This is a genomic window from Paraperlucidibaca sp., assembly GCF_982810325.1.
The window spans coordinates 1-1,244 of sequence record NZ_CEYEMI010000067.1 but is presented as its reverse complement, the minus strand read 5'-3'; the positions used below and the strand labels follow the sequence as shown (position 1 = coordinate 1,244).

Genomic DNA, 1,244 nt, shown 5'->3' with positions numbered 1-1,244 from the left:
GTCGCTTTCGTGCAAGACAATCACTCACGCTCACGCAAGGGTGTATTGCGTGGTCTGCACTTTCAACGCGTGCAGCCACAAGGCAAACTGGTACGAGTTCCAATAGGTCGTGTCTACGATGTCGCCGTGGATATTCGCCCTGACTCACCGACCTTTGGCCAACATGTGGGCACTGAGCTAAACGAAGATAATCATCGCCAACTCTGGATACCGCCAGGCTTAGCCCATGGCTTCTTGGTGCTGAGTGAGTCCGCTGACTTCCTATATAAGACTACGGATTTCTATCATCCAGCATCAGAGGCTACGCTACTTTGGAATGATCCTGCGCTTAAAATTGACTGGCCCTTGCATGAGCTTAGCGACGAACCATTGCTAACTGATAAGGATCGCCAAGGCTTAACGTTAGCTGAGCTCTTAGCATGAAAAAACTAACCGTGTTGCAAACCTTACCTGCCCTACACAGTGGTGGCGTGGAGCGCGGCACATTAGAAATCGCACGCGCATTGGTTGCTGCAGGGCATCGCTCTATTGTGGTATCGAATGGAGGGAGACTAGTCGACCAATTGGTTCGCGAAGGTAGCGAGCACATCCAAATGCCAGTGCACCGGAAGTCTTTAGCCAGCTTATTTCAAATACGCCCGTTCCGCCGACTGCTACGCGAACTCAAACCCGACATCGTGCATGCACGATCACGCATCCCAGCATGGATTGCTTGGCTCGCACTGCGCCGCATGCACCCATCCACACGTCCACGCTTTATCACTACCGTGCATGGCTTATATTCGGTGAGCCCATATAGCGCGATTATGACTAAAGGAGAGGTAGTGATTGCAGTGTCGGAAACTGTTCGCGAGTATATCTTGACGAACTATCCTAGCTGCCCACCAGAGCGAATAAAGCTGATTTATCGCGGCGTGGATCCAAAGGAGTTCCCTCGCGGTTATCAGCCATCGGCGCAATGGCTAGCTAAATGGAAGCAAGACTATCCTCAACTGATAGGCAAAAAAGTACTGTGCTTGCCTGGCCGCATCACGCGATTAAAGGGCCATGAAGATTTTTTCAGCCTTCTGCTGAAAATGAAGTCCCAAGATTCTGCTGTGCACGGATTGATAGTTGGAGGTGTGGAAGAGAAAAAGCGCCCCTATCTAGCTGAGCTTCAGGCGCGAGTAGCCGAGCTTGGGCTGAGCAGTGATATTACGTTTACGGGGCTTCGCAGTGATATTCGCGAAGTTTTTAGTCAATGC

The 1,244-nt window shown here is 51.0% G+C and carries 2 protein-coding genes; both read left to right on the top strand.

Annotated elements, in window-relative coordinates; genetic code table 11:
- On the top strand, positions 1-423 hold a 423-nt coding region (gene rfbC, locus AC3DKE_RS11150), incomplete at its 5' end, for a dTDP-4-dehydrorhamnose 3,5-epimerase (RefSeq protein WP_487990738.1).
- Positions 420-1,244 (top strand): glycosyltransferase (locus tag AC3DKE_RS11145; protein WP_487990737.1); only part of this gene is annotated, 825 nt, incomplete at its 3' end. The genes rfbC and AC3DKE_RS11145, both read left to right, overlap by 4 nt.